Origin of the sequence: Polyangium jinanense (assembly GCF_028435265.1) — a bacterium.
Lineage (GTDB): Bacteria > Myxococcota_A > Polyangia > Polyangiales > Polyangiaceae > Polyangium > Polyangium jinanense.
The window spans coordinates 110,612-136,930 of the sequence record NZ_JAGTJK010000002.1; the positions used below are offsets into that span (position 1 = coordinate 110,612).

The 26,319-nt window shown below is 68.9% G+C and carries 25 protein-coding genes; 19 read left to right on the forward strand and 6 right to left on the reverse strand.

The genetic code is table 11. The annotated features are described in order from the left end of the window. Nucleotides 1–18 precede the first annotated feature (18 nt). Nucleotides 19–1,467, reverse strand: coding sequence for an ArnT family glycosyltransferase (locus tag KEG38_RS04755; RefSeq protein WP_272417820.1), 1,449 nt, complete (start codon nt 1,465–1,467; stop codon nt 19–21). Further along, nucleotides 1,460–3,088 carry a helix-turn-helix domain-containing protein gene (locus tag KEG38_RS04760; RefSeq protein WP_272417821.1) on the reverse strand — a complete coding sequence of 543 codons (1,629 nt, stop codon included), beginning with the start codon at nt 3,086–3,088 and terminating at the stop codon, nt 1,460–1,462. Before KEG38_RS04760 ends, KEG38_RS04755 begins: the two co-directional genes overlap by 8 nt. Nucleotides 3,089–3,181: 93 nt before the next feature. Between KEG38_RS04760 and KEG38_RS04765 the strand changes: the two genes are divergently transcribed. From KEG38_RS04765 to KEG38_RS04780, 4 genes are read left to right on the forward strand one after another with little or no spacing between them, the layout of a single operon-like run. After that, on the forward strand, nt 3,182–3,727 hold the full coding sequence (locus tag KEG38_RS04765) for a hypothetical protein (protein ID WP_272417822.1): 546 nt from the start codon (nt 3,182–3,184) through the stop codon (nt 3,725–3,727). Between the two features lie 55 nt (nt 3,728–3,782). Continuing rightward, nucleotides 3,783–5,006, forward strand: coding sequence for a DUF1015 domain-containing protein (locus tag KEG38_RS04770; RefSeq protein ID WP_272417823.1), 1,224 nt, complete (start codon nt 3,783–3,785; stop codon nt 5,004–5,006). A 58-nt stretch (nt 5,007–5,064) separates the two neighbouring features. Continuing rightward, a complete protein-coding gene (locus KEG38_RS04775; RefSeq protein WP_272417824.1) occupies nt 5,065–5,652 on the forward strand; it encodes a hypothetical protein in 588 nt (195 codons plus the stop codon). An 11-nt stretch (nt 5,653–5,663) separates the two neighbouring features. Beyond that, a complete protein-coding gene (locus KEG38_RS04780) occupies nt 5,664–6,197 on the forward strand; it encodes a hypothetical protein (RefSeq protein WP_272417825.1) in 534 nt (177 codons plus the stop codon). A 32-nt stretch (nt 6,198–6,229) separates the two neighbouring features. On the opposite strand, the gene KEG38_RS04785 is transcribed toward KEG38_RS04780, so the two are convergent. Further along, complete coding sequence (locus tag KEG38_RS04785; RefSeq protein WP_272417826.1) at nt 6,230–7,141, reverse strand: hypothetical protein; 912 nt, start codon at nt 7,139–7,141, stop codon at nt 6,230–6,232. A 32-nt stretch (nt 7,142–7,173) separates the two neighbouring features. Then, the gene (locus KEG38_RS04790; RefSeq protein WP_272417827.1) at nt 7,174–8,517 is read right to left on the reverse strand and encodes a hypothetical protein; all 1,344 of its coding nucleotides are present in this window, start codon (nt 8,515–8,517) and stop codon (nt 7,174–7,176) included. A 96-nt stretch (nt 8,518–8,613) separates the two neighbouring features. Here KEG38_RS04790 and KEG38_RS04795 point away from each other — a divergent pair, with 96 nt between their 5' ends. The 9 genes from KEG38_RS04795 (at nt 8,614) to KEG38_RS04835 (ending at nt 17,473) form a co-directional block, all read left to right on the forward strand. After that, nucleotides 8,614–9,369, forward strand: coding sequence for a hypothetical protein (locus tag KEG38_RS04795; protein ID WP_272417828.1), 756 nt, complete (start codon nt 8,614–8,616; stop codon nt 9,367–9,369). Between the two features lie 277 nt (nt 9,370–9,646). After that, nucleotides 9,647–10,594, forward strand: a complete 948-nt coding sequence (gluQRS, locus tag KEG38_RS04800; protein ID WP_272417829.1) for a tRNA glutamyl-Q(34) synthetase GluQRS — start codon at nt 9,647–9,649, stop codon at nt 10,592–10,594. Between the two features lie 12 nt (nt 10,595–10,606). Beyond that, complete coding sequence (locus KEG38_RS04805; RefSeq protein ID WP_272417830.1) at nt 10,607–11,569, forward strand: serine/threonine-protein kinase; 963 nt, start codon at nt 10,607–10,609, stop codon at nt 11,567–11,569. A gap of 140 nt (nt 11,570–11,709) precedes the next feature. Then, entirely contained in the window at nt 11,710–13,020 is a 1,311-nt protein-coding gene (gene pcnB, locus KEG38_RS04810) for a polynucleotide adenylyltransferase PcnB (protein WP_272417831.1), read from the forward strand. Between the two features lie 61 nt (nt 13,021–13,081). Further along, on the forward strand, nt 13,082–13,528 hold the full coding sequence (locus KEG38_RS04815; RefSeq protein WP_272417832.1) for a nuclear transport factor 2 family protein: 447 nt from the start codon (nt 13,082–13,084) through the stop codon (nt 13,526–13,528). Between the two features lie 61 nt (nt 13,529–13,589). Beyond that, entirely contained in the window at nt 13,590–15,236 is a 1,647-nt protein-coding gene (locus KEG38_RS04820; protein ID WP_272417833.1) for a transglutaminase domain-containing protein, read from the forward strand. After that, a complete protein-coding gene (locus KEG38_RS04825; RefSeq protein ID WP_272417834.1) occupies nt 15,233–15,670 on the forward strand; it encodes an NUDIX hydrolase in 438 nt (145 codons plus the stop codon). The genes KEG38_RS04820 and KEG38_RS04825 overlap by 4 nt, the downstream gene beginning before the upstream one ends. A 176-nt stretch (nt 15,671–15,846) precedes the next feature. Beyond that, nucleotides 15,847–15,996, forward strand: a complete 150-nt coding sequence (locus KEG38_RS04830; protein WP_153823572.1) for a hypothetical protein — start codon at nt 15,847–15,849, stop codon at nt 15,994–15,996. 106 nt (nt 15,997–16,102) lie between these two features. Then, nucleotides 16,103–17,473: an RCC1 domain-containing protein gene (locus KEG38_RS04835; protein WP_272417835.1), complete on the forward strand. Its 1,371-nt coding sequence runs from the start codon at nt 16,103–16,105 to the stop codon at nt 17,471–17,473. Here KEG38_RS04835 and KEG38_RS04840 read toward each other — a convergent pair. Then, entirely contained in the window at nt 17,460–19,718 is a 2,259-nt protein-coding gene (locus KEG38_RS04840) for a carboxypeptidase-like regulatory domain-containing protein (protein WP_272417836.1), read from the reverse strand. The two genes, KEG38_RS04835 and KEG38_RS04840, sit on opposite strands and share 14 nt — an antisense overlap. Before the next feature lie 64 nt (nt 19,719–19,782). Between KEG38_RS04840 and otsB the strand changes: the two genes are divergently transcribed. Further along, entirely contained in the window at nt 19,783–20,589 is an 807-nt protein-coding gene (gene otsB, locus KEG38_RS04845; protein WP_272417837.1) for a trehalose-phosphatase, read from the forward strand. Here otsB and KEG38_RS04850 read toward each other — a convergent pair. Continuing rightward, complete coding sequence (locus tag KEG38_RS04850) at nt 20,567–21,136, reverse strand: TlpA family protein disulfide reductase (protein WP_272417838.1); 570 nt, start codon at nt 21,134–21,136, stop codon at nt 20,567–20,569. The two genes, otsB and KEG38_RS04850, sit on opposite strands and share 23 nt — an antisense overlap. 170 nt (nt 21,137–21,306) lie before the next feature. On the opposite strand from KEG38_RS04850, the gene KEG38_RS04855 reads away from it, so the two are divergent. From KEG38_RS04855 to KEG38_RS04875, 5 genes are all read left to right on the forward strand, one after another. Further along, entirely contained in the window at nt 21,307–21,906 is a 600-nt protein-coding gene (locus tag KEG38_RS04855) for a hypothetical protein (RefSeq protein WP_272417839.1), read from the forward strand. An 81-nt stretch (nt 21,907–21,987) separates the two neighbouring features. Beyond that, a complete protein-coding gene (locus tag KEG38_RS04860) occupies nt 21,988–22,242 on the forward strand; it encodes a DUF4266 domain-containing protein (RefSeq protein WP_272417840.1) in 255 nt (84 codons plus the stop codon). Between the two features lie 74 nt (nt 22,243–22,316). Further along, nucleotides 22,317–24,506, forward strand: coding sequence for a DUF3570 domain-containing protein (locus tag KEG38_RS55420; protein WP_272417841.1), 2,190 nt, complete (start codon nt 22,317–22,319; stop codon nt 24,504–24,506). Beyond that, nucleotides 24,503–25,105, forward strand: coding sequence for a hypothetical protein (locus tag KEG38_RS04870; RefSeq protein ID WP_272417842.1), 603 nt, complete (start codon nt 24,503–24,505; stop codon nt 25,103–25,105). Before KEG38_RS55420 ends, KEG38_RS04870 begins: the two co-directional genes overlap by 4 nt. Beyond that, complete coding sequence (locus tag KEG38_RS04875) at nt 25,102–25,644, forward strand: hypothetical protein (RefSeq protein ID WP_272417843.1); 543 nt, start codon at nt 25,102–25,104, stop codon at nt 25,642–25,644. The genes KEG38_RS04870 and KEG38_RS04875 overlap by 4 nt, the downstream gene beginning before the upstream one ends. The last annotated feature ends 675 nt before the right edge of the window (nt 25,645–26,319 follow it).

Here is a 26,319-nt window from a genome sequence, read left to right on the forward strand (position 1 = left end):
GTACTCTATCAGACCTGGTCAGGACGGTGGGGGAACGTCTGCGGCTGCTCGTGAGGGAGCGGCGAGCGCTCCGGACGGCCGCAACGCGAGGGCCGCGAGCAAGCAGAGGACCGGCGTGATCACCACGTGATAGCGGTCTTCGCCGAAGAAGATCGCGTGCGTGAGCGCCACGGTGGCGACGGCGAAGACCAGGTAACCGACGGCCGCGTTGCGGGCCGGCGCGCCCGGGAGCGGCAGGGCGCCGAAGAGCACGATCAGCACGGCGAGCGGCCAGAACGGATGCGCGTCGGAGAGGATGCCGTGGAGCACGACGCCCAGGACCGCGAGGAGCGCCGCGATCTGCGTGAGGCGCGCGCGGAGCGGCAAACGTCCGAGCGGGGAGGCGACGAGTCCCAGCGCGGCGAGCGCGAGCAGCGCGACGTGCACCGTGGTGAGCACGGCGCGGCCTGTGGCTTTGCGCGGCTCGGGCCAGGCCGCGGGGTTCGCTTCGCCGAGGTAGCCCATCGGGAACGATTCGTGATCGAAGGTGTGGCTGAGCTTCTTCGGGACGAGCGAGAGCCAGCGGATCGGGTCGTTCGTGATCCAGCGCAGGCCCTCGTCGCGCCAGCATTGATCCTGCTGCACCTGGCCCGTGACGACCTTGCAGCCGTCGCTCGCGCGCAGCGTTTCGAAGCGGCCCGTGGCGCGCGGGGAGGCGCCGATCGCGAGGTTCCACCCGGCGTTCGTCGACACGAACGCGCAGCCGTCCATCACGCGGCAGTTGCGCGCGGTCCACGGCAGGACGACGAGCACGGCCGTCGCGAGCGCGATTCCGGCCGTGACGAGCCCCTTCTTCAGCTTCGTGCGCAGCGTGCCGTCGCCCAGCGTGAACAAGCCGAGCGCAGGCGCGCAGAGCAGGCTCTGCGGCCGCACCAGCGTGGCGAGGCCGAGCGTGAGGCCCGCGAGCAGCGCGCCGCGCATTGGCTTGGTCTTCGCGTCCCGCGCGACGAGCCACCCCGCCGCGACGAGGCCGAGCGCGGCGAGCGGCTCGGTCATCACGAGCGCGGCGTAGACGATGAGGCCGGGATCGAGCGCGCAGAGAAGGCCCGCGGCGCGGGCGCGGTTCTTCGTCGTCGCGTACCTCGCGAGCCTGTGTACGAGCACCACGACGAGCGCGCCCGTGACGGCGTTGACGACGGGCGCGGTCATGGGGCCCGCGCCGAAGAGCCGATAGAAGATCGCGAGGAAGCCGCTGTAGCCGACGGGGTAGTGGCACCAGGGATGCCAGACGCGCTGACCGCCCACGACGACGTCGTCGGAGTAGCCAAAACCCTCGGCGATGCGGCGCGCGCCGAAGTCGTAGTAGTGCCCGTCCCACACGGGCTCGCGGGCCCAGGCGATGGCGACGTAGAGGCGCAGGAGGAGCGCCAGCACGAAGAGGGCGGCCGAAAAGAGCCGATCCCGTCCTTCGTCCGAAGGCTTATCCACTGCCCCTCGCGCGCCCAAGGGAGATATCCCGCAGCCTTCGCGTGTACGTCTTCGCGACCTGCGCCGGGTCGAGCTTCAAGAACTTCGCGACCTGCTGCACGAAGCCCTGCACGTACACGAGCGCGGGCAGGTCCCCGAACGACTCGTTCTCGATCGCGTTGAGGTGCGCGACGTTGATCTTCGTGCGCTGCGCGATCTCGGTGATCTCGATCCCCTGCGACTCGCGCACCTTGCGCAGGAGCGCGCCCGTGAACTGCGTCTCGGCGTTGATCTCGCGCGCGAGCTCGGCCTGCAGCATGGCGAGCTCGGCTACCTGCGCCGCGTTGCTGCTGCGCTGCGGCACGACCGTCGCGGGCGTGTCGTCCGGGAACGTGGAGAGGTCGTAGGCGCGGCGGCGCACGGGATCGAGCAGGGTGTCGTGCGCTTCTTCGATGCGCGCTTGCACCTTTTGCAAGACCTCGGGCGCGACGACGGAGCAGAGCGGCAAGCTGCCCTCGCGGAAGATCTCCCGCTGGCGCTTCACTGCACGGCGGATCTCGTCGTCAGCGCCGGTGCGTGGCACGCCGAGCACCTCGTAGAGCGTGGCAGGCAGGGCGCCGGCACGTTGGGCGACCGGCGCGCGGGCCGGGAGCGCGCCGCCGCGGGTGCTCTGCGCGGCGAGCAGCGCGAGGATGCGGCGCGCGACGCGCTCGATGTTGCGCGCGCTCTTCGACGTGGGGCTGTCGATGAGGAGCGGCTGCCTGCGCCGCACCGTCAGCCACACGGCGTCGTCGTGCTCGATGTGGCCGAGGTAGTCGAGCGAGATGCCGAGGAAACGCTCGGCGATGACGTGCATGCTCATGCCGAGGTCGAGGTCGGAGCGCAGGCGTGTCTGGCCGACGACGAGGTGCGCGGCGACGCTCAGCATCTCCTCGGCCGCGACCTTGGCCACGCCGTCGTCGTAGCGCTTGATCTCGGCGACGATCGCCGGCGGCGGGGCGAGCGGTGGGAGCGCCGCGATCACGCGCTCGACGAGGCGCAGCTTGAAGCGCTCCTTCGTGAGCGCGCGCCGGAGCACGCGCAGGTAGAGCGCGCGGCAGAAGCGGTAGGTCGTCTCGATCGCGAGCGGCTCGGGCGCCGTCACGCAGATCCCGACGTCGGCCTGGAGGAAGAGATCCAGCGTGGAGGCCGTCGTCGAGGCGCCGAGGTTCAGGAGGACGTAGTCGACGTCGAGCTTCTCGATCTGCCTCGCCCAGTGCGATCCGCGGTTCGGGCGGATCGGTGTCGCGGTCATCGGATCGTAGGCCGTGGGCAAGAGGCGCAGCCCCGGGACGATCGTGCTCACGGGCTTGGCCTTGCCTTCTTCGAGGGCCTCGCTCGTCACGAGCGGCGGCGTCTCCAGGCCGAGCACGCCGTGCAGGTTCGAACCGAACGGATCGGTGTCGCAGACGACGACCTCGCGGCCGAGCTGGGCGAAGTAGACGCCGAGGTTCACGGTGAGCAGCGTCTTGCCGACGCCGCCGCGCCCGCCTCCGACGGCGATGACACGTCGCGTCCGGGCGCCCGAGGCCGACTCGATCATGGGCGGCGGCGGGATCGTGGGTGTCAGCCGCTCGTTGTCGTCGTCTCCGGGCACGGGCACGGCGGGACGTGTACCACAGGATCCGACCGATCGGCTCCGAGCGCTTGACCGGGGCGCGCTCGCGGGCCGACACTCTCGGGCAAGGGGGCGGCCATGTCGACGCCGGACTCGGAGATCGATCGAGCCTACGCGGCCGCGCGGTTCGCGGAGATGTCCGATGAACAGCTGAGAGCGGTCGTCGGCCCCGCGCGAGAGGACTACACCGAAGAGGCCCGGGCGCTCGCCGCCGCGGAGCTGCAAAAGCGAGGCGCGCGCGTCGATCGGAAGAAGCTCTCGATCGCGCGTCGGGTGCAAGAGGACCCGCGCCTCGGATTCTCGTGGTTGAACTACTACCCGGCGCTGCTCGGCATGAGCGGCGTGGGGACCGCGTTCATCGCTGCCCAGACCTTCTGGGAGGGGCGGAGCAGCCTCATAGCGTTCCTCGTCACCGCGTTGCAGTGCTCGTTCGTGGTGACGGTCGCCGTCTTGCTCTCGCGGCGGCGCGCGTTCGGCTACTACCTCCACTGGGTCCTGCCCGTCGCGGCGATCTTCCTCCACTACGCGCCGTTCGCGCTGCTCTGGGTCGTCGGCAACCAGGTGTACCTGTACCGGCACCGGCGTGTCTTCCTCTCGACCGAAGAGCCCGTCCGCCCTCGTTGAGGGCCTGCGCGCCGCCCATCTCGACACGACGCCCGAACCGGGTTAACCGCCTCGCATGGCCAAAGTCCGCCCCTTCCGCGCCTTCCGCCCCCCGCCCGCCTTGGCCCTCGAGGTTGCGAGCCCGCCGTATGACGTCATCTCCACGGCCGAGGCCCGCAAGCTCGCCGAGGGCAACCCGGCGAGCTTCCTGCACGTCTCCCGGCCCGAGATCGACCTCCCCGAGGGCACGGACGAGCACGACGATGCGGTCTACGCCATGGGCGCGAAGAACCTGGCGAAGCTCATCGCCGAGGGCGCGCTCACCCAGGACCCCGAGCCGCACCTCTACCTCTACGCGCAATCCATGGGCGACCACCGGCAGATCGGCGTCGTCGGCTGCGCGGCCGTGTCCGAGTACCTCGCCGGCGCGATCAAGAAGCACGAGAAAACCCGGGCCGACAAGGAAGACGACCGCACGCGCCACATCGAAGAGCTCGCCGCGCATGACGAGCCTGTCTTCCTCACGTACCGCAAGGACCCGACGATCGACGCGCTCGTCCGGGCCTCGACCGAGGCGCCGCCGATCTACGACTTCACCACGAAGGACGGTGTCGGCCATCGCTTCTGGGTGCTTGGCCGCGACGCCACGCGCGCGCTCGAAGAGCGCTTCGAGGACGTCGCGTGTCTCTACGTGGCCGACGGCCATCACCGCAGCGCCGCCGCGGCGCGCGTGCACCAGATCTTCCGCGGCGACGGCCGCGAGCACGACATCTTCCTCGCGGTCGTCTTCCCGCACGACCAGATGAAGATCATGCCGTACAACCGCGTCGTGCGGGACCTCGAAGGCCGCTCGCCCGAGGCGATCCTCGAGCGCCTCGCGTCGGTCATGCAGGTCGAGCCGCGCCCCGACGGCCTTGCCGCGACCCCGCCCGAGCCGCGCACCTTCGGCGCGTACCTCGCGGGCAAGTGGTACCTCCTGCGCGCCCCGCAGGATCCTGCGCGGGACCAGGATCCGGTCGCCTCGCTCGACTGCTCGATCGCGCAGGACCTCCTCCTCGGCCCGATCTTCGGCGTGAAGGACCCGCGCCGGGACAAGCATGTCGACTTCGTGGGCGGCATCCGCGGCTACGGCGAGCTCGAGCGGCGCGTCGACGCGGGGGAGTTCACGCTGGGCCTCCACCTCTATCCGACGCAGATCGAGCAGCTCTTCGCGGTGAGCGACGCGGGCCTGCTCATGCCGCCGAAGAGCACGTGGTTCGAGCCGAAGCTCCGGAGCGGCTTGTTCGTGCACACCTTCTGATGCGCCTGGCTGCTTGCCGAGCGGCCTTCCACGTGGAAACGAGACGCTAACCTCGCCGATGCCCCTCACGCGCCGCCAAGCCCTCGCCTCCGGCCTCGCCCTCTTCACGCTCGGCGGCGCTGGCTACGTCTTCTGGTCGGCGTCTCGTTTCCCGCCGGATACCACGCCCGAGGGCGCCTACCTGCGGGTTGCGTTCAACCTCTCGCAGGGCGACGCGCGCACCTGCTTCCATTACCTCGAAGACTCCGCGCAGCACGCTGCCTACAGCATCCGCGATTATCGCAAGAAGGCGAGCGACCGCATCACGCAGGCCTACCCCGAGCCCGAGCGCACGCGCCTGCTCGACGCGTACCGGACGCACGCGACGGCCGAGGACGGGGCGGACGTGTGGGTGGATCTGGCGACGAAAAAAGGATTCGTGACGCGGCTGCGGCGGGATCTGTCGGGAATGGCGAAGGTCGAAATCGTGGGCGAGCGGGCGACGGTGGAGACGGCGCGCGGGACGCGGTACGGGTTTCGGCGGCGCGAGAATGGGATCTGGGGGCTCACGTTGTTCACGGCGGACCTCGTGGCCGAGTCGGAGCGCGCGGCGCGGGATTGGGACATCGTCGAGCGCGCGGCGAAGGATTACGAGCGGGGTCGGTAGGAGCGATTTCGATGGCGGACGACGACGATCTCCAGCAACGGCTCGACGCGCTCACGGTCTCCGAGATGCGCCGTCGTGTCGACCTCGTGGTGGCTTTCCTGCGCGAGCAACGCCGCGCCCTCGCGGTGGAGGTGGGCATGACGCTCGAGGACGCCCCTGGGCCGAGGCCCACCATCGACCATGAGCAGGGCCAGCGGCACCTGCAGGAGCTCGTGGAGATGCTCCCGCTCCTTCGGAGGCGACTCACGCCGGAGGAGCGCGCGCGGATCCAGCCCATGAGCGAAGCGCGAGCGGAGCAGATGAAAGAGGTCTTGGACGAGCTCGCCTCGCAGCCGGAGCTCTTCGATTCCCTGATGGAGGAGGGGGGAATCGATGTCCGGCACGCGGACATCGTGCGGATGCGCGAGGGCGTCGAAAAGATGGAGATGCTCAAGGACATCGAGCGCGAGGTTCGGCTCCTCGTGGAGGAGCTCACCGCGTACCGGGAGCGCCTCGAGGAGAGCGTCGCGGAGATGATGAAGAAGGCGGGCGGGCCTTCGAATTGAGGGGCAGTCCGCTCGACAGCCGATTGAAAACGTCACTCCTCCTCGACGACGCGGATGGGGATCCACTGGAACCCGGTCACGCCCGCGTCGCGGAAGATGCGCCAGACCTTGGGGGTGACGAGGAAAAAGGGTTGCCCCAGTACGGCCGTTTTCAGATCGCCGTTCCACTGAACGTGACCGAAGCGCTCCCACATCCGGTTGACGTCCTGGGCCCCGACGAGGTCCTGGGCGCGGTAGGCGACACGCAGGGGCCCCGGGCTTGACCTTTCCAGCTTGCTACGCCCGCAGGTTTTGCACGCCCGGTCCCAGGAGACCCCTGTCGAGCGTGGGGACATCGGTGGCAACGTGTGCGACGCCCACATCTGCCGCCAGGGCAGCTTGGTCTGGCGCTTATCCTTCTGCAGGACGTACACGCTCCGGAACGAGAGCCCCGAGAGGCCTGTGCCTTCGAGGACCTCGGCCAGCCGCTCGTTCACCAGGATCTCCTCGTTGCTGGCGACGGCGGGAGACTTCTCAAGTTTTCCGATCTCCTCGGGGTATGCGCCATCGATCACGAACGCCGAGGTTTGCCGCATCCCCGCGCCGCACGCCGGGCACGCGCTCGACAGGTCGTAATCCGTTCCGAACCTCGGGCCCCCGTTGACGTCGATCTCGATGAGCGGGCGCGCGAGGATCAAGCGCGCAGCGTCGAAATCCTCGTCCGTGTACTCATCCCAGCGCTCCTCGCTCCAGTCTACTTTGTAGGCGAGAAGGAGCTTTTGCAGGAGCGCCAGACGAGGATCGTCGACGTTGAGGGTGACGTAGACGAATACCGAGAGCCTTCCCTGCCATTCGATGTCGCTCACGCGAGCGACGTCGGGCCCGCAGCCTGCAGGTTCCAGGACGATCTGCTCTCGTCCTGGGACCTCCGTGCCGTGAAAAAAAAGCTGTACCTTGGTTTTCATTCCTTGTCCTTCACGGTCCACGGGTGCCTTGCTCACTCCCCGAAGTAGTGCGTGATAGCCTTGAGCCATGCAGGGTTGGCCTTGTAGACCTTCTTGTATGCTTCCCACAGTTTTGGGAGCTCCCGCTCACCGATGCCTTTCGTAGCCTGTGCCAATTCGGTCGTGAACCTCTGATGCACCTCCTTCGAAAGGATCACGCACGGCCCATCCAGGGGATCGAGGCCCGCCTTGATCATCCTCGCCGTCTCGTAGACGTGATGCGCTTGCCAATCCCGTCCATACTTCTTCGTGAAGTGCTGCAGCACGCGATACGGCCCGATCACCTCCGCCTTGGCAAGAGCCTCCGTCAGCTCCTCTCCAAACTCCTCCGCCAGGTACTTCGCCGCGTCCTCCGATAGCTCACCCACGTCCTTGATGACGACCTTCTCCCCGCGTGCCAAGGCCTCCGACGTCGCCTTCATGAACTTGTTGCCGAGCGCCATCGCGACCGGGGAAAACATCACCGCCGCGGCCGCCGCCTGGAGCCTCGGGTCGTTCGGCCCGTCGGCGTTCATCCCGCCGACGATCCCGTATTCCTTTCCGTCGGGCCGATGGAGGTCCTCGTTCATTTGCAGGTTGAAGATCGCCCCCGCGATCACCACCTGCTCCAGGAGCGCCCCGGCCCGCGTCTTCTGCTTCCGCGCCGGGCAGCCCTCCTTCGTCTGCTCGCACGACGTGACGTTCAAAGGCTTCCGGTCCTCCGTCTCCACGAGCAGCGGCAGCGCGCCGCCTCGATCCACGAGCCCGTGCTCCTTGTCGGCCCACTTCGCCTCTCGTCGCGGGAGGATCGGTTCGCTCGACAAGACGCCTTCCCGCGGCAAGACCGGATCCTGTCGCTTCTCCGGGGCCGAAGCACGCGGAGGCGGCGGGCCCTCCTTCGGCTGCGGGAGGCGATGCTCCTCGACGCGCTTCTCGACGCTGCCCTCGTCGTCCCCGCCTTTGCGTTCCTCGTCGCCGCCGCGCTTGCCAGGCGCTTTGCTCGCGCTCCCGTCCTCCGCTTTCTTCTCTTCTTTTGGTGGCTCCTTCGCCGGCGCCGGTTTCGGCGGCGGCGGCGGGCATTTCAGCGCGTTGTACGGGATGGGCAGGACCCGGACGCTCTCTGGCGGGGCATGAGCGTCGTATATAAAAACGGCGCGCCCCTCGACCCTCCGCGCGAACTCCATCCGGCTGCGCGTGGTCCACACCTTCGCCGACCCCTGCTCATAGGCCCACTGGGTCATGCCGGGCGGGACGTCCGGCGGCTTGACGCAGACGCGGAACTCCAGCGCATGCGCAGGCGAGGCGAAGAAGAGAAGGGGCAGTGCCAGCAGGGACGAGGTGAAGACGCCACGGCGCATGGGACTTCCCGCGCCGATGCTACCGCCGTTTCGAACGCAACTGGAAGCCCTCTTGCCTTGCCGTTGTACCCCATGATACCGTCCCGGCCATTCTCCATGGCCCTCAAAAACCTCCAAACCGAAGAAATGCTCCAGGTCTCCGCCACCTGGGTCGACCCCCAATCCCTCGCCCGCGCGGCCATTCTCGGAAACCCCGATCTCTCCGCCAAGCTCTCCCGTATCGACGAGATTCATTCCATCCTCGCCGCCGCGGCGCAGCCCTCCAAGAATCCGCGGCTCGACGAGATCAGCGCCGAGCAGGCCAAGATCGACGTCCGGCACGATTCGATCATCCGCGGCATCTTCGGGTTCCTCACCGCGACCGCCGAGCTCCTCGGGGGCGAGACCGGGGCTGACCTCATCCAGCTCCGCGATCTCCTCATCCCCGACGGCCTCCCCAGCGTGCAAAAGACCTATCGCGCGCAAGCCGGCCAGGCGCAGCAGCTCGAAGGCCGCCTCACGCCCGCGATCAAGGCGCGCACGAATGTCATTTTTATTGGCCAGGGGCCCGCGCAGACATCCCTGACGGAGTACCTCGACGAGTGGATTGCCCTCGGCAAGCAGCTCGGCGAGCGCGAGGACGAAAGGGGCCGCCTCCTCGCCGAGCAATCCGAGCTCGCCTCCGGGATGTCGCTCGTCAAGGCTCGCAATCGGTGGATCCGGGTCGTCAATGCCTTCGTCGCCGACGGCGAGCTCGCCGAGCTCGCGCCCGCCACGGAGGCGCTCGTCTTCGGGCCGCTCCGTGACGCGGAGAAGAAGGCCGACGCGCGTGCGAGGAGCGCCTTCGCCGCGAGCGTCCCCGCGAAGGCCTAGTCGAACCACTTCGAACCGCCGCCGACCCGGCTTTCAGGTGGTTCGAAACCACTTCGAACCGCCGCCGACCCGGCTTTCAGGTGGTTCGAAACCACCTCGAACCGCCGCCGACCCGGCTTTCATGTGGTTCGAAACCACTTCGAGCCGCCGCCGACCTGGCTCGCCGGTGGTTCGAAACCACCTCGAACCGCCGCCGACCCGGCTCGCCGGTGGTTCGAAACCATTTCGACCCCTCGACGACCCGCCTCGCGGGTGGTTCAGTCCCTCTCGTCCCACCATGCCCGCCTACCGCGGCCGATTCGCCCCATCCCCCACCGGCGCGCTCCACCTTGGCAGCGCCGCCGCTGCGATCTTCTGCGCCGCCGCCGCCCAGCAAGCAGGCGGCACCCTCGTCCTCCGCATGGAAGACATCGACCGTCCGCGCGTCGTCCCCGGCGCGGCCGAGGCCATCCTCGACGACCTCGCGTGGTTGGGTCTGCGCTGGGACGAATCTCCTCTGCGCGGCCCCTTCGCGCCCTACGTCCAATCCGAGCGCCTCGCCCTCTACGAAGCCGCCCTCGACGACCTCGCCGCGCGTGGACTCGTCTACTACTGCGACTGCTCCCGCGCCGAGATTGCCCGCGTCGCCAGCGCGCCGCACGCCGGCGAGGAAGGCCCGCGGTATCCCGGCACGTGCAGGCCCTTCGGCATGCGGAAGCGTGACTTCCGTCGCCCGCCCGCCGTTCGCCTCGCCGTGCCCGACGACGACCGCGCGATCATCACCGTCCACGACCGCGTGCTCGGCACGTACACCGAGCACGTCGGCGTGGTGACGGGCGACTTCGTCCTTCGTCGGGGCGACGGCGTCTTCGCGTATCAGCTCGCCGTCGTCGTCGACGACCTCCACATGCAGATCACCGACGTCGTGCGCGGCGGCGACCTGGCGAGCTCCTCCGCGCGCCAGATCCTCCTCGGAACACTCCTTCGCGGAACACCGCCCACCTTCGCGCACGTCCCCTTGCTCGTCGCCGACGACGGCAGCCGCCTCGCCAAGCGCGACAAGCTCATGGCGCTCCGTGATCACCGCGCCGCGGGAAGCGACCCGCGCGCGCTCGTGCGCGCCATCGCCCACGCGTACGGACACGACCTCGGCGACACCGACGCGCCGCTCGAAGCCCTCGCCGAGACGCTCGACTGGTCTCGCTTGCCGCGTGAACCCGTGCGCGTGTCGGCGATCGTGCGGTAGGATGGATTGCCGATGCACCGCGAGAGCTCCGCCACGTCCGATGCGCTCATCGGAGCCGTCATCGACAAGCGCTTCCGCGTCGTCCAGTACCTCGGCAGCGGCGGCGTGGGTCACGTCTACGTCGCCGAAGGACTCGTGCGCGGCGCGCGCAACGGTCCTCGCGTCACGGTGAAGGTGCTCCGCCCCGAGCACCAGTCGAACGACATGCTCCGCGCGCGCTTCCACCGCGAGGTCGCCGCCGCGACACGCATCTCCGATCCACGCGTCCTCCAGATTCACGACTTCGGCACCTTGCCGAGCGACTTGCCCTACTTCGTCGCCGAGCTCCTCGTCGGCCTCGACCTCGCCGACACGCTCTCCTACGCGGGCACTCTCTCTCCCATCCGCGCCACACGCATCGCCCTCGATACCGCCTTCGCCCTCGCCGCCGCGCACACGTCGGGCGTCGTGCATCGCGACGTCAAACCGGAGAACATCTTCCTCGTGCACGCGCCGGACGGCCGCGAGCTCGTCAAGCTGCTCGACTTCGGCTTCGCCTGGATCGATGGCGATCCGGGCGGCCCGGGGTTTGGGGCGCAGGGCGCCGACGGCGACCCGAAGCCCCAAGCGTCGAAGGAGTCGTTCCGCCTCACCACGCGACGCGGGGCCGTGGGCACGCCCGAGTACATGCCGTCGGAGCAAGCCGCGGGCGAGCTCGCGCAGCCGACCGCCGACATCTACGCGCTCGGCGTCGTGCTCTTCGAGATGCTCGCGGGTCGTCCGCCCTTCACAGGGCCGCCCGCGGTCGTCGCCGAGAAACACGCGACGGAGCGACCGCCGCAGCTCCGCGCGGTGAACGCCGCGCTCGAAGCCTCCACCGCGCTCGAAGCCGTCGTCGTCCGCTCGCTCGAAAAAGACCCGGGACGCCGCTACGGCTCGGCCGCCGCCATGGCCGAGGCCCTGCGCGACACCCCCGAGGGACGGGCTTTGCGGTAAGATTTTACACTATCCTGCGCTGGACGTTTGCCCCCGGGGCCGTCCCCTGCTAGACGCCCTGAATCCTCTCGAAGGGCGGCCCAGGCCGTGCAAAGCGCTCGGACGAGCCGAGCAACACTCCCACGAGCCGCATGGAAGCCATGGGGCGAACGACCCCCTCTCCTCTGAATCCCCTCCCTGATTTCGCCGAGGCCGACATCGAGCCGAGCTACACCGTCGGCCCGGCGCCGCTCCCGCCGTCCGAACCTGCGCGTCGTTACGACGTTTCCTTCGACGAAGCGCGCATCGACCCGGACGTGCAGAAGGTGCTCCGGCGCCTGACGCGGCACGGCCACGAGGCGTACCTCGTCGGCGGCTGCGTCCGTGACCTCCTGCTCGATCGGAGCCCCAAGGACTTCGACGTCGCGACGAGCGCGCGGCCCGAGGAGGTGCGCGAGCTCTTCCGCAACTCCCGCATCATCGGCCGTCGCTTCCGCCTCGTGCACGTGCTCTTCCAGGGCGGCAAGGTCATCGAGGTCGCCACGTTCCGTCGCAACCCCAAGGACGACGCGGACGAGTCGACGGAGCTGCTCATCCGCAGCGACAACGCGTTCGGCGTCGCCAGCGAAGACGCCATGCGGCGCGACTTCACCATGAACGCGCTGTTCTACGACATCGATGCGCGTCAAATCCTCGACTGGGTAGGCGGCATGGCCGACGTCGAGCGCCGCGTGGTGCACACGATCGGCGACCCCGAGACGCGCTTCCGCGAAGATCCGGTGCGCATCCTGCGCGCGCTCAAGTTCGCAGGCAGGCTCGGCTTCGCGATCACGCCCGACGTCTACGACGCGATCGTCTTCTGCCGCGAGGCCCTCGCGCTCGCGGCGCGCCCGCGCCTCTCGGAGGAGATCCTGCGGTTGCTCCGCGGCGGTCAGGCGCGCCGGACGATCTACCTCGCGTGGGAGACGGGCGTGCTCGACGTGCTCCTGCCCGAGCTCTCCTCGCTGCTCTACGACGAGGAGCGCGAGGACGGCCCGGGCGCGCGGCAGTGGCGCTTGCTCGAGTACATCGATCGTCGCACCACGGAGTCGGGTCCGCTCGACGACACCGTCCTCTGGACCTTGCTGCTGCTCGAACCGCTCAAGGAAGCGTGCGACGGCGCGCGTGACCGTGGCGCCGCCGTGGCCGATTTCCTCGACCCGCTCATCGAGCGGCTCGCGCTCTCGCGCAGGTACGCCGACGGCATCCGCCGCATCATCGGCGTCATGCCGCGCCTCTCCACCGGCCGCGCAGGTCGCTTCGCCCGCACCGAGCTCTTCCAGGCAGCCCTCGAGGTCGCCTTCGCCGACCTCACGGCCCGCGGCGAGCCAACGGCCGCGCTCGAACGATTCCGCGGCGCTGCGCCCTCGACGTCCCTGCCGCACCACCACCATCGCGAGCGGCCGCATCCGTCCCATCGCGGTCGGCGGTAGGCACTCGACGTAGTTCGCTCTGATACGCTCCGCGGTGTCCCGCACGACAGGAGGACCCGCGATGAACGATCTTCCCTCGCGCATCGATCGGCTCGAAGCGCTCGAAGCACTCCGCACGCTCAAGGCTCGGTACGTCGTCCTTGCCGACCGTTGCCTCATCACGCCGAGCGTCGACAACGCCCGCGCTCTCGTCGAGCTGTTCACCGACGACGCCACGGCGGACTACGGCCCCTTCGGCAAGTTCTCCGGCAAGGACGGCCTCGTCCGCGCCTTCGCCGAGGTCCTACCCGCGGGCTCGCGCTGGGCCGCCCACTACGCGATGACCCCCATCCTCTCGGTCGACGGCGACACCGCGGAGGGAACGTGGGCGTTCTTCGTGCACAACGTCCCGCGCGAACCGAAGGACGCCGCGCAACGCACGTATTTCGGCAGCTACGAGGAAAAGTACCGTCGCGTAGGAGGCGTCTGGAAGATCGCCTCGCTCGTCGTCCTCTTTTCCTCTCCCTGACGCGATCACACGCGCCTCGCGTGGAACTTCCGCGCCCGTCGTGGTTCACTAGCGGAACGTCATGCGCGTGGCTCCTTCACCGCTTCCCGCCCGCTCGCGACTGCGCCGCGCCCTCGCGCGCCTTCCGTTCGTGCCCTTCGTTCTCGCCGCGACGATCGCCCTCTCGGGCACGGTCGACGCGCAGAGCACGATCCTGCACGAGTTTCTCCCGCCCGATCCGCAGGAGAACCTCTCGTTCAACACCACGACCATCGACGGTGACTTGCCCGCCGCCGTGCAGACGCCGAGCGGCATCGCCACCGCGCCCGATCCGCGCAGGCCGCCCGACGCGCGCAACCTCTACGGCGGCTCCACCACCGACGACACCCCCGAGTCCACCTACGAGCCCGACCGGGACACGCGCCGCCCCAACGTCGAGAACTACGAAGATCCCTTCACGCCCTCCACCGCGCCCTTCAAGCGCCTGCGCGCGTTCGACGCCGTCCTTGACGACTACACCCTCGCCGTCCGCGACAAGACCCTCCGCCCCGTGCCCATCGGCGGCACGCTCGCGCCCGGCGAGGAGACGTTTTACGGCGACTTCTCCGTCGGTCTCGTCCCCGACCAGCCCGTACGCATCCCGAACGTCGGGCCCGGCACGCGCCTGCTCCGGCTGAGCTCGAACCCCGAGACGCGCATCGAGGTTCTTCGCGACGGCGCCGACAACTGGTTCGTCCGCGGACACGATCGCAAAGAGGTGCGCCTCGTGGTCCAGCTCGGCATCCCGCGCGCCACGTTCGGCAGCGCGTTCGCCGACATCGGCTGGTCCGAGCTCGAGCGTCTCGTTCCGCCGCAGCCCACCACGCACCGCACGGCCTTCGCCCAGGTCGCCGACGCGATCGGCATCTCGCGCGCGATGCGCCCGCGCGACGTGCTCGAAAAGATGGTCGGCTACTTCCGCTCGTTCGAGCCCTCCGACGATCCGCCGCGCGGCCGCGAGGACATCTACCTCGACCTCGCGCTCACGCGAAAAGGCGTCTGCCGGCATCGCTCGTTCGCGTTCCTCGTCACGGCCCTCAACATCGGCCTGCCCGCGCGCATGGTCGTCAACGAGGCGCACGCGTGGGTCGAGGCGTTCGATGGGAATCTCTGGCATCGCATCGACCTCGGCGGCGCCGCGCTGAACATGGAGTCGCAGCAGGACGATCGTCCCGCGCACCAGCCGCCCGCCGATCCGTATGCGTGGCCGGAGAACCAGGACTCCGGGCAAGAGATGGCCGACCGTGCACGGAACAGCAACAGCGGCGGCCAGAGCGGCAACGCGCAGAACGGCGGCACGAACGGCAGCGCGCCTTCGCCGAGCGCGACGACCTCGTCCAGCACGACGCCGCCCGAGCCCGCGCCGAGCGCCTCGGAGCCCGTCGATCCGAATGCGCCGCCCGCGGAGATCACGGTGGGCGAGGTCGGCCGTGACGTGCGTCGAGGTTTGCCGGTGATCCTGCGCGGCGAGGTGAAGAGCGGCGGCAGCGCTTGCCCGAACGTGCGCGTGGATGTGCTTCTGCGCAGCACGAACGCGCCCGAGGGCATCGTCGTCGGCTCGCTCTCCACCGACGATCGGGGCGGGTACAATGGGCCCGTCGTCATTCCGCGCGAGCTCTCGCTCGGCGAGTACGAGCTCGTCCTGCGTACGCCGGGCGGTGCGCGGTGCGGGGCAGGGGAGACGAAGTGAAGGTCCCAGGCGCGCCTTCGAGATTCGTCGAGGGCGCGCCCCGTCTCGCTGTCGGGGCGGCTGTGATCGATCGTGGGGAGGACGAACCGCGCATCCTGCTCGTCCGCCGCGCGCACCCGCCGATGGCGGGGACGTGGTCGCTTCCGGGAGGACGTGTCGAACCGGGCGAGCGGCTGGAGGTCGCGGTCGCTCGGGAGGTCCTGGAGGAGTCGGGGCTCATCGTAAAGGTCGGTCCGCTCGTCGAGGTTGTCGAGGTCGTCGATCCTCCCTACCATTACGTGATTCTCGATTATGCCTGTCTCCGGACGGGGGGCGACCTACAGGCGGGGGATGACGCGAGCGAGGCGATCCTCGCGCGTGTGGACGATCTCGGCCGTCTCGGGGTGACGGAGGCCGTTCGGCGCGTCGTGACCCGGGCGCTCGTCTTGCAATGAGGTCGAATGGCGGGATCGTCCGCGCGCGGTGCCAGAGGCCTGCGCAATGCCCGTGCAAGGGCCGCGCATCGGGAAGCTGGTCCTTCGCCTGGGACGGATGAATTGCATGTGAGGGACGTGGGAATCCGCGCGCCACGCCGGGGTTCTGTGGCCCATCGATTGCACCCCTGACCTGCGTGCGCATCCTCGAAGTCGACCCCGGTCGCTGGCGCGTCGAATTCGACAGCGGTCTGGGCCTCGAAGTGGTCCTGCTATTCAGCCGCACCGTGGCCTTCTGGCGATGGGGCGGTGAGCTCTTCGCGGAGGTAAATATCGGCGAGTCATGAAGGCGAGTGGAAATGCAGAGGAGGTCCCCGAAGAGCCTGCCGGATGGCGGGCTCTTCCTGTTTTCGGCGCGGAAGTCAGGTGTGGTAGCCTCCTCGCCCGAAGCCCATGACGAGAGCACGACGAGCGTTTTTACGAGTCACGGGTGCGGCCACGTTTGCCTTGCTCTCCGCGGCTTGTGGGGCGGGCAAGGACGTGGGCGCCGGCCCCGCGGTTCTGGGGCCGCCGCCGAACATCTCCGCGGGGTATCGGGAGTCGCCGCGCGTCCTGTCGGGCCACCGCTGCTTGCGCCTCGCGGACGGGCGGGTGGCGGTGGCGTCGGTCGGGCGCGGGGGGGATCAGGTGATCCTGCAGGCGAGCTGGACGTCCTCGGAGCCCGTGCTCGATTACCTGTGTCGCCGCGAGGACGTCGTGCTCCTTTTCCGGGATGGCCGCGTGGCGCTTCGCAGCTTCGACGCGCACATCGGCCCCGAGAGGCCTTACAACGACTTCACCGAGGGGGGAGTCGGGTTCGAGGCGAAGGGCGGGACGCGTCTCGCCGAGGTCGTCAGCCGTGATTATGGCCTCGCCTGCGTGACGGGCGACGGCCAGGTGCGTTGTCCGCGGGACATGAAGGCGATTTACGGGGAGCTCGAGGCGTACGGCCGCATCCGGACGATGTACGCACAGGGCCGGGCCGCGCTGCTCGAGGATGGTCGATTCGTCCTCGGAGGCCCCGGACGCCCGGAAAACCAGGTGCTGCTCGATCGGGTGGTCCGGGGGTCGATGGCGGACTTCGGATCCAACAGCCTCGTCGGGTGCCTGGTGCGCGACGACGCGAGCGTGTGGTGCTGGGGTCGGAACGATTTCGGCCAGCTCGGCGACGGCACGCGCGAGAGGCGCGACATGCCCGTGCGGGTGGTCGGATTGCCGCGCGTGGTGGATGTCGCCACGTCCGGCGAGCACGCCTGCGCGATCGACGAGCAGGGCGACGTGTGGTGCTGGGGCCGCTCGAAAGACAGAGAGACGGGCGAGGCGGGCAAGAAGGCGACTGCGAAGGTCGCGGTTTGCCCCGTCGACGAAAAGGCGACCCAGGAGGCGCGGAAGTGGGCGGAAGAGCATCCCCCGTGCGAGCCGTCCCCGAAACGGAGCTCGCTCGTCGAGGTGGTCGATCCAAATGTGCCTGTGCGACGACCCGACGACGCATGCGCGCGGCTTCAATGGAATGCGCGGCGCGCCGGGGAGAGCGTGCAGCCCGTGTACAAGCGCGTCCCAGGTTGCGTGATGCCGGACGACGTCCGCGAGGGTCACCCATTGCCCGTCCGGATCGACGAGGTCGAGGACGCCGTGGCGCTCGACCTCTCCCCGAGGCGCACGTGGGCGGTGCGTCGGGACGGCGTCATCGTGATGTGGGGGGCCGACGCGAAGGTCGGCGGCGGGCCGCGAATGCAGGCCTTTCCCGTGGAGAAGGGCGCGGGGGCTTCTCCTAGTTCGCGCTGACGCTCTCCTTCCGCGTCGCCGCCACCCAATCCAGCGCCTCCCAGCCTCGCTCTTTTGCCATCCCCACCGGCACCGGCCGATACAGCGCCGTCGCTGTCACCGTTACGCTCGGACAACCCGCCGGCAGCACGAACGAATGCTGACTTGTGACAGGCGTGAACGGCGGCAGGCGATTGTCGCTCACCATGTCCACCGCGCGATAATGCGGGACGAACCGGTTTCCCTCCGCGTCCACGAGCACCCGCGCGAATGCTTGCCCCGCCGCGCCCGCGAGCGCCGCCGCGCCCGATCCGTCCATCACCTCGGCCGCGAGCGCATCCCCGAGGAAGACCCGATCCCCCGGCATCACCTCCGCCACGCCCTCCGTCACGATTTGGCCGTTCGCCGCGGATACGATCTTCCATTCGGCGACCGGCACCCGGATCGGAATTCCCTTTTCCGCCGGGGAGAGCGCCGGATCCGCAAAGATGCCGACGCCCGGATAGTCCAGCCAGTTCCCCGTCTCCCGCACCACCCGCAAAACCTGCCCCGGCTTCGCGTGGGCCGCGCCCTCCGGCCAGGACCATTGCGTCCCCGTGACCGCCACGCCTTGCCCGATCACCCCCTCCGCCCACGCGCCGCCCACGTCCGGCACCGTCGGCCCCGCGCTCGCCACGAGCAGCTCGCCGCAGGCCTCGGCACGGACCACGAGCACGAGTGATCGCATCGGCTCGCCCGTCGGCAATGCGTGCCCGCATCCCTGGTTCGACAGCGTCACTGCCACGTCGACCACGCCTGCCGCCGTCTTCGCCGTCATCCACATTCCGAGCGCCAGATCCAAAAGACGCGGCGTCCCCGTGAGCGGGCCTCGAAATGCGTGGGATCGAATCTGCTCCGGCGGCCGCACGAATCCGAACGTGATGCCTCCGTTCTTCGGGGTCGTCTTGTCCAGCGTGTTCCAGAGCCCCTCGTTCGGCGGCATGTGGCAATGCTGGCAAGGAGCGCCGACTTCGGCCCACGGGCTCGCCGACCACTCCGCGAACGTCGAATGCACGGGCAGGCCACCGGGAAAACGCGCCGGATCGACCGTCTGGCCCGGGAGCAAGGCCGGCTGCGTTTGCTCGTGGCAGCCCGCGCAGAACGTCGCCTCGGAGAATTTCGGCTGATAACTCCCGCCCATGAACTCGTTCGGCACGTCGGGCAGCGGGCCGAACATCACCTGGCGGAGTTTTCCGAGGGGCTCGTCGGACACCTTCTCGCTCGGCCGCTGCATGAGCAGCCGTCCCGCCGTTCCCGGCGGTTTCGTCAGATCGATGTCCCGCACCTTGTGGCACGTGTCGCAATGGTTTCCATTCTCGAACGCGATGCCCGTCGCCTCCAGCAAATCCCGCCCGCCCGCCTTTCCATCGAGCCCCGCCGCGTGGCAATCGGCGCACGCGCCGAACGACGTGGGTTTTTCCGCCGCCGGTAGCGCCGGATCATCGCAGGCGAGCGCGCCCTTCGCGCCGCACCCATTGAGATCCGGCAAGACCCCGCCGCCGAGATAACAACGCGGCCCGGCCTCCATCATCGTGCCCGGCACCCGCCCCGTCCGCCATTCCCCGCCCGCTGCCGCGCACGACGCCGCGTCCGCGTGCGCGCGCGAAGTCCCCGCATAAAGATCCTGCACGAGCGGGTCGCGCGTCGCCTTCGCGTGCGCCGATTGCTGAAATTGCGCCACGAGCGTCGTGTGACAGTGCCCGCAAACCGCCGTCGTCGCGTCGAGGTTCTCGTCCCCCACGCCCGGCGGTCCGAACTTGTAGCCGTCCGCATTGTCGGGCGGCGCCACCTCGTGCAGTACGAGCTCGAGCGGCCCCTCGGGAAGCGCGTCGAGCTCGATCCCGGCGCTCCGGTAGCCCACCTTCGCCGCGACCACCGTGGGCGCGCCCGGGATCGACGCGGAGAGCTCGATCGAAAACGCACCATCGTCGCCCGTCACGAGCGCGGGCGCGCCGCCGCCTTGCATCACGATCGCGCCGGCGAGGGGCGAAGCGCCGTCCGTCACCACGCCCGTCACGGTGAAGACCTCGGGCAACGCGCCTCCCGCGCCCGTCGTCGGACCGACCGACGCCGAAGACGACGACGAGGACGACACGGTCGTCGCCGCGCCGCCCGCGCCGCCTGCACCCGCGGGTGCGTCTTCCCCGCAGCCGGAGAGCATCCTGGTCGTGGCCGCGACCACGATCGAGGCCGCGGCGAGACGCGCGTGTTTCACGGGACCCCTCATGCGCGAACGCTACCACCACGCTCGCTCGTTTGCGCTCGGCGTGCCTTCGGGGGAGGCTCGGGCCATGGATGAGGATGTGCTGATCGCGCGGGCGTCGCGCGCCCCGTCGTTGCTCGTCGCGACGGACTTCGACGGCACGATCGCCGACATCGTGCGCGAGCCGGACAACGCGCGCGGAAGGAACGACGCGTTCGCCGCGCTGTCCAAGCTCGCGTCCATGCCCGCCGTGGACGTGGCCGTCGTCTCGGGGCGCGACATGGAGAGCCTGCGCGCGCGGACGGCCATGCTCGGACGGATCTACCGCATCGCCGAGCACGGGGCCTTCATCGAGGAGCCCGACGGCAGCGTCATCCGATCGGTGCACGGCGTGATGTCACACGAGGTCATCGATCGCGTCGCGCGTCGCGCCGAGGCCATGGCCGCGCGTGTGCCCGGGATGCGCGCGGAGCGCAAGGTGAGGGGCGCGGCCCTGCACGTGCGCGAGGTCGAGCCAGCGTTTCGCGACGCTGCGGCGGAGGTGCTCGCCGCGTTTCGCGAGATCGCCGCGGCCGAGGGGCTCGCGGTGATGGAGGGTCGGCAGGTGGTCGAGGCGCGTGACCCGGCGGCCTCGAAGGAGGACGCGCTGAATCAGCTTCTCTGGGAATTTTCCCAGAAGACGTTCCTGATCTACGCCGGAGACGACACCACCGACGAGGGCGCGATCGCCCTCGCGCGGCAGCATGATGGGGCGGGGATTTACGTGGCCTCGGCGGAGCGGCCGACGCCGAACGTCGAAGCGGACTTGGTGCTGCCCGGCCCACGCGCGTGGGCCGAGCTGCTCGATCGCATCGCGGAGGCCCGCGCCGCGGTCACTGACCGATCAGCGCCTTGATCTCCTCGGCGATCTTCTCTTCTTCGCCCTCGCCGTAGCCGGCGTGCATGTGGCGGATCGTGCCCGTCTTGTCGACGATGAACGCGGTCGGCATCTTGGGCGGGCTGTAGGCCTTCGCGGCGCTCTTGTTCTTGTCCCAGACGATCGAGAACTTCACGCCCGTCGCCTTGACGAACTCCTCGAGCTTGGCCTTGTCCGTGTCCTCCTCGTCGACGCTCACCGCGATGACGCTGAGGTCGCCGCCGAACTGATCGACGAGCTCCTGGTACTTCGGGAACGACTTCTTGCACGGTCCGCAGTACGTCGCCCAGAAGTCGATGATGGTCACCTTGCCGGAGGCTTCCTTCACGCTCTTCGGGCCCTCGCCGGTGACCGCCTCGGCGGTGAACTCGGGCGCCGGCTTCCCGACGAGGTCGCCCTCGGCGCCTCCGGTCTCTGCACCGCCACCCGACGCGGCGCCGCCGCCGCACGCGGCGAGGGTGAGCGAGAGGGCCGCGCCCATGACGAGCGCGCTGAGGGTGCGGACAATCGACGATCTCGAGCTCATTCAGGTCTCCTGGTTTTGCTAAGACGGCGCTCTTTGCGCTCGGAAACTGCGGCTTCGGGCCTCGATCGCACGATCACGATCGGGGGCGAACCGCGCGCACGGCGCGAGCTTACCTCAGCCCAAACCCACCCAGTCGACTTTGTGACGAACCAAGGGCACCATGCGGGCCCATGACCGCGAGAACCTCGCCCAGGGTCCGGTCGCGCCACACCCTCCGCGCCGCCCTCGCCTCGATCGCCGTCCTCGCGCTCGCCGCGTTTGCAGGCTGTCAAATCAGCGTCGGTGATCAGGCGTGCACCGAGCAGTCCATCGTCAACGACAAGGACGACGCCTGCCCCTACGGCCCGCCCGGAGGCCCCAAGGTCCGCGAAACCGGCTGCCCCGAGCTCACGATCCTCGACCCCTCGGCATGCACCACGGCCCCGAGCTGGGCCGAGGTCTACGAGATCCTCCGCGGCCCCTCGGCGGGCTGCACGATCGGCGGCTGCCACGGCGCGGCGCCGGGCGCGCGTGGCATCTTCCTCTCGGCCGACAGCTCCGACGCGTTCTACGACGAGCTCAAGGGCTACGCAGGTGCGCAGGGGTATCCGTACATCAACGAGGAAGACCCCTCGCGCTCCTGGATCCTCTGCAACCTCCAGGGCACGCCGGGCGGCGGCGCGCCGATGCCGCCGCCGAGTGGTCTGTCGGACGCCGACTACGCCCTCATCGAGCAGTGGGCCCTCTGCGGCCTGCGGCGGACGGGCGGCGGCAGCGACGCCGGTCCCTGAAGCGCGGGGTCACCTCTGGAAGAATCTTGACGCGGGGCGAGAAAAACCCCGTTATACAAGAGAAAACCGGAGCTTCTCGCGATGCTGAACGAAGACACCTCTGCCTCGCTCGTCGTGCGCGCCGGTCGCGCGCTCCTCGTGGTTCTCGTGCTCGGCGGAGGCCTCTTCGCGAGCACCGGCTGCGCGCCGGTCGCGCCCTATGAGCGCGGCAAGCTCGCGCACCCGACGATGACGGCCGCGGACATGGCCGGGTTCGGTGAGTCGCACCTGCGCGCCATCACCGAGGGCGCGGTCGGGGGCAGCGGCGGCACCGGCAGCGGTTGCGGCTGCAACTGATTTCCTCCTCCGAGCCGAAGGTCGCCATCTTGTCGGATCCTTTTTTTCGGGGACGGGGCTATCGTGGCCACCGCGTGATTCGCCGCCTCGCACAAGCCCTCCTCGCCCCGCTCGTCGCCGCCGCGATCACCTTCGCGCCCGCGCCCGCGAGCGCCGCGCCCAACGACGAGGAGGTCGAGACCCTCGTCCAGACGGTGCTCGAGGCGAGCTACAAAGAAGGCAACTACAAGGAAGCGCTCGACACGCTGAACCTCGCGAAGCAAGCGTGCGCCAAGAAGAGCGCGTGCAGCTCCAAGGTCCGCGCCAAGCTCTACGTCGCGCTCGGCACCGTGCTCGCCGGCGGCATGAAGAAGCCGAGCGACGCGAAGGCCGCGTTCGCCACGGCGATCAAGGAAGACCCGACCGTCGCGCTTTTCCCCGACTTCACCTCGCCCGAGATCGAGAAGGCGTGGAGCGAAGCGCGGAACGCGGGCTCGCCGAGCGGCGGCAACCAGGAGACGAAAGAGGCCAAGGCCGCGTCGGGCGGATCGAAGAAGCTCAAGGCCACGTACGAGGGCCAGGCCCCTGGGCGCGGCTGGCGCACCGGCGAGGGCTCGTTCTACTACGAGCAGGCGATCAAGGCGGAGAAGCAGAGCGAGTGGCTCGACTGCGCCACGTACGGCAGGGCGTCGTACGAGGCCGAGGATCGCACCTCGACGCTCTTCCTCGTTGCTTCATGTGAGTCGCGCGCCGGCCTCTGGGTCGAGGCCGTCTCCGACTACGAGGCCACGGCCGAGGCCGCGCAGCGCAAGAACATCCGCCAGATGGCCGCGCAGGCCCAGCGACGCGCCGAAGAACTGCGCGGAAAAATTCCGAAGATCGTCATCCAGAAGCCTTCGGGCGCGACCGACCTCAAGGTCCGCATGAACGGCGTCACGCTCGAAGACGATCAGCTCGGCAGCGAGATCCTCGTCAACCCCGGCGAGCGCACGGTCATCGCGACGGGCAAGGTGAACGGCGCCGAGCAGTCCTTCGAGCAGAGCGTGAACGTCGGCGAGGGCGAGACGGCGACGGTCGAGATCAAGCTGCGGCCGAAGGGCAAGGCGATCGACCGCGCCCTCGTCCAGTGCATGCAGAACGCGCAGACGCAGGACGAGTTCGACGAGTGCATCGCGAAGAACAGAAAGCTCCCGCTGAACCTCAAGTTCGGCCTCGAGTTCTCCGCGTACCACGACTCCGACAAGGTCGACGTCGTGAGCCCGACGCTCTTCTTCAACGTCGAGAACCCCACGAGCGGCTGGGGTTTTGGTGGCTCGTTCCTCGTGGACGTGGTGACGGCTGCCTCGACGGACATCGTGGCCACGGCCTCGCCACGCTGGACCGAGCAGCGCTACGTGCCTGCGCTCGGCGGACACAAGAAGTTCGGCGACGTCGACGTGAACCTTCACGCGGCGATGTCGATCGAGCCCGACTACCTGGCGACGAGCGTCGGCACCACGCTCGCGCTCGACCTCCGGCAGAAGACGGTCACGCCGAGCCTGAGCTACGACTTCTCGTACGACGTCGCGGGTCGATCGGGCACGAGCTACGAGGTCTTCTCGCGGCGCATCCAGCGCCACGCGGTCGACCTCGCTTCTTCGTTCGTGCTCGACAAGAACTCCGTGCTGACGACGAACTTCAGCTTGGTGATCGAGTCGGGCGACAGCTCCAAGCCCTACCGCTACATCCCGACGTTCGCGCCGGACATCGCTCCGCGCGTCTTGCCGGGACAGTCGCTCGCGACGGTGAACTTCTACCGCAACCCCGAGCGCATCCTCGAGCAGCTCCCGCTCTCCCGCCAGCGCTTCGCGCTCGCCGGCCGCTACGCGCGTCGCTTCTCCGCGAGCACGCTGCGCATGGAAGAGCGTCTCTACGCGGATAGTTGGGGCCTCAAGGCCACGACGACGGATCTGCGCTACCTCTACGACGTCGGCAAGAACGTGCGCATCTGGCCGCACTTCCGCTTCCACGCGCAGACGGGCGCGGCGTTCTGGCAACTCGCGTACGTGGCGGAACGGACGCCGACGGGCCTGCAAGTTCCCGCGCTGCGCACCGGCGACCGTGAGCTCGGGCCGCTGCTCGGCGTGACCGGCGGGCTCGGCACGCGCATCGCGTTCGGCGAGGCCAAGAACTGGGGCCTCATCGCGAGCGGCGACGTCATCTACACGCGCTTCATGAACACGCTCTTCATCCTGCAGCGCTTCGGTTACTTCGGCGCGCTCACGCTGGAGGTCGACGTCGAATGATGACGGTCAAGACCGCCTTCGCCTCGTCGCTCCTTGCCCTTGGCACGCTTGGCACGTTGGGCCTCCTCGTCGGCTGCGGCAACCGCGCCGTCGACGAGCGCATCGCCGCGCTCGGCGAAGAGGATCCGAACGTCCCCGTCGGCGAGTTCCATCGCCCCGGACAACCCTGCGTGCTTTGCCACGGCGAGTACTTGCGGGAGAACCCGATCATGAGCGTCGGCGGGACGATCTACGCGTATCCGACGCTTTCGGCGGAGCAGAAGCCGCTGCCCGTCAAGGGCGTGAAGGTCAAGCTGACCGACTCGTTCGGCGAGCAATACGAGGTCGGCACGAACTGCGCGGGCAACTTCTTCATCGAAGCGGAGAAGTGGGACCCAGCCTTTCCGCTGCGCGCCGAGATGGAGTACCCGGTGCCGGGGTCGCTCGAGAGCACGAAACGCGTGGTCATGTCGACGCGCATCAGCCGCGACGGATCCTGCGCGGGCTGCCACGTGGGCACGCGGAACCAGGGTTCGCCTGGGTGGGTGACGTGCGCCGAGGCCGAGACGGAGCCGCCGTTCCCGCCGCAAGATGCCACCTGCCCGGGAGCTCCGAAATGAACACACGACGCAAGGCAAGCCTTCTTTGCTTCGGCGTGACGCTCCTCGCCGCCGCGGGCTGCGGCGACCTCGGCCCCGCCGTGAACGAAATCGCGGCGCCGCCCTTCGACCCGACCTCGTTCCGCGCGGTCTCCGCGGTCCTCGAGCGCCGCTGCGGCACGCTCGATTGCCACGGCCACATGGCGCGGCCGCTGCGGCTCTACGGGCAATACGGATTGCGTCGGTACGAGGAGCGGAACACGCCGAACGTCGAGAACTACGACGAATACTATTCCGGCGGGAAGGAGCCCACGACGCTCGCCGAGCTGGAGGACAACTACCGCTCGATTTTGGCGCTCGAACCGGAGCTTGCGGCGAAGGTCTTCGCGAAGACCGCGGATCCCGAGGTGCTGTCGATCGTGCGCAAGGCGCGATTGCGCGAGAAACACAAGGGCGGACTCTTGTGGAACAAAGGCGACCCCGGGGATGTGTGCCTGGTCAACTGGCTGACGGGGAATACGGATACGACGCAGTGTGAGGTCGAGCTCGGGCATCCGTAGCGCGACGCGTCCGTAGCGCAATGAAGTGCCGAGGCGGGTTCAGCCCGCCGTAAACGCGCCTGTTGCGCAAATGGGCGCATATTTTGCGCGAGTTGCGCAATGCACCAACTGCGCATCCGAGGCCATTTCGGGCCCCGTGCCGAGAGCTGCCCGGCGGAATTCAGCGGCTTCCGTTGTTGGCACGATAACTGCCTCGCGTCCGCGCCCCGCGATGGCGCCGTCGTCATCTCGCGGATTTGTCGAGGAGGTTCATCATGTTTCGTAGGTTTGCAACGTTGATCAAGCCCTTGGCTGCGCTCGTGCTCTTCTGCGCTGCCCCGGCCGCATGTTTCATGGGGAGTCCCGACCCGCAGGAGAATGTCGAGGCGGACACCGACGAGGCGAGCAGCGCGCTGCTGCCAGTGGGCAGCCCGTGTTCCAAGGACTGTCAATGCGAGCTGGGCACGGCCTGCAAGTCGTATGAAGGCGCTCCAAAGGTGTGCACGAGGCTCGCTGCGGGCAGCCCGCCCCCGCCGAGCCCCCTTTGCGCAGCCACATGCCAATGTCCGGGTTCCACGACCTGTGTCTTCAACGGGGGACTCTATGGCACCTGCCAGGCGCCGAAGGAGCCTTGCAGTAGCGATTGTGATTGCGGCGTCCGTAAGATTTGCTCCAACGGTGTCTGCAGCACTGCCT

What these genes read in the sequence shown, in the direction of transcription:
- KEG38_RS04765 (WP_272417822.1), top strand. Translation starts at nt 3,182, where the DNA reads ATGTCGACGCCGGACTCGGAGATCGATCGAGCCTACGCGGCCGCGCGG.
- KEG38_RS04770 (WP_272417823.1), top strand. Translation starts at nt 3,783, where the DNA reads ATGGCCAAAGTCCGCCCCTTCCGCGCCTTCCGCCCCCCGCCCGCCTTG.
- KEG38_RS04775 (WP_272417824.1), top strand. Translation starts at nt 5,065, where the DNA reads ATGCCCCTCACGCGCCGCCAAGCCCTCGCCTCCGGCCTCGCCCTCTTC.
- KEG38_RS04780 (WP_272417825.1), top strand. Translation starts at nt 5,664, where the DNA reads ATGGCGGACGACGACGATCTCCAGCAACGGCTCGACGCGCTCACGGTC.
- KEG38_RS04785 (WP_272417826.1), bottom strand. Translation starts at nt 7,141, where the DNA reads ATGAAAACCAAGGTACAGCTTTTTTTTCACGGCACGGAGGTCCCAGGA.
- KEG38_RS04790 (WP_272417827.1), bottom strand. Translation starts at nt 8,517, where the DNA reads ATGCGCCGTGGCGTCTTCACCTCGTCCCTGCTGGCACTGCCCCTTCTC.
- KEG38_RS04795 (WP_272417828.1), top strand. Translation starts at nt 8,614, where the DNA reads ATGGCCCTCAAAAACCTCCAAACCGAAGAAATGCTCCAGGTCTCCGCC.
- gluQRS (WP_272417829.1), top strand. Translation starts at nt 9,647, where the DNA reads ATGCCCGCCTACCGCGGCCGATTCGCCCCATCCCCCACCGGCGCGCTC.
- KEG38_RS04805 (WP_272417830.1), top strand. Translation starts at nt 10,607, where the DNA reads ATGCACCGCGAGAGCTCCGCCACGTCCGATGCGCTCATCGGAGCCGTC.
- pcnB (WP_272417831.1), top strand. Translation starts at nt 11,710, where the DNA reads ATGGGGCGAACGACCCCCTCTCCTCTGAATCCCCTCCCTGATTTCGCC.
- KEG38_RS04815 (WP_272417832.1), top strand. Translation starts at nt 13,082, where the DNA reads ATGAACGATCTTCCCTCGCGCATCGATCGGCTCGAAGCGCTCGAAGCA.
- KEG38_RS04820 (WP_272417833.1), top strand. Translation starts at nt 13,590, where the DNA reads ATGCGCGTGGCTCCTTCACCGCTTCCCGCCCGCTCGCGACTGCGCCGC.
- KEG38_RS04835 (WP_272417835.1), top strand. Translation starts at nt 16,103, where the DNA reads ATGACGAGAGCACGACGAGCGTTTTTACGAGTCACGGGTGCGGCCACG.
- KEG38_RS04840 (WP_272417836.1), bottom strand. Translation starts at nt 19,718, where the DNA reads ATGAGGGGTCCCGTGAAACACGCGCGTCTCGCCGCGGCCTCGATCGTG.
- otsB (WP_272417837.1), top strand. Translation starts at nt 19,783, where the DNA reads ATGGATGAGGATGTGCTGATCGCGCGGGCGTCGCGCGCCCCGTCGTTG.
- KEG38_RS04850 (WP_272417838.1), bottom strand. Translation starts at nt 21,136, where the DNA reads ATGAGCTCGAGATCGTCGATTGTCCGCACCCTCAGCGCGCTCGTCATG.
- KEG38_RS04855 (WP_272417839.1), top strand. Translation starts at nt 21,307, where the DNA reads ATGACCGCGAGAACCTCGCCCAGGGTCCGGTCGCGCCACACCCTCCGC.
- KEG38_RS04860 (WP_272417840.1), top strand. Translation starts at nt 21,988, where the DNA reads ATGCTGAACGAAGACACCTCTGCCTCGCTCGTCGTGCGCGCCGGTCGC.
- KEG38_RS04870 (WP_272417842.1), top strand. Translation starts at nt 24,503, where the DNA reads ATGATGACGGTCAAGACCGCCTTCGCCTCGTCGCTCCTTGCCCTTGGC.
- KEG38_RS04875 (WP_272417843.1), top strand. Translation starts at nt 25,102, where the DNA reads ATGAACACACGACGCAAGGCAAGCCTTCTTTGCTTCGGCGTGACGCTC.